At 57.5% G+C, this 275-nt stretch carries 1 protein-coding gene; it reads left to right on the top strand.

From position 1 onward, the window contains the following. On the top strand, positions 1-275 hold a 275-nt coding region (locus tag ACO0LK_RS27085; protein ID WP_422980620.1), incomplete at both ends, for a cellulose synthase subunit BcsC-related outer membrane protein.

Here is a 275-nt window from a genome sequence, read left to right as displayed (position 1 = left end):
CCTGCGCTACTTCACCTATGGACACGGCGGCTACTTCAGCCCCAAATCCTACGTTTCGGTAGGGGTACCGTTTGAAATAGCAGGACGCAAAGGCAAGCTGGCGTACCAGCTGGGCACCACACTGGGTTTGCAACACTTCAGAGAACTCGAAGCCCCGTACTACCCCAACTCGCCGTCAGACCAGGCAGAGCTGGAACAATTTGCGGCAGCCAACCCCACCATCAACATCCCGACGACCTATCCTGGGCAAACCCGGTCAGCCTTCGCCTTCAAGA

The sequence above is a fragment of the Undibacterium sp. Ji49W genome, assembly GCF_049340205.1.
In the GTDB taxonomy this organism is placed as follows: domain Bacteria; phylum Pseudomonadota; class Gammaproteobacteria; order Burkholderiales; family Burkholderiaceae_D; genus Undibacterium.
Note: the sequence above shows the minus strand (reverse complement) of the source record. Positions and strands in the feature narration are given on the sequence as shown.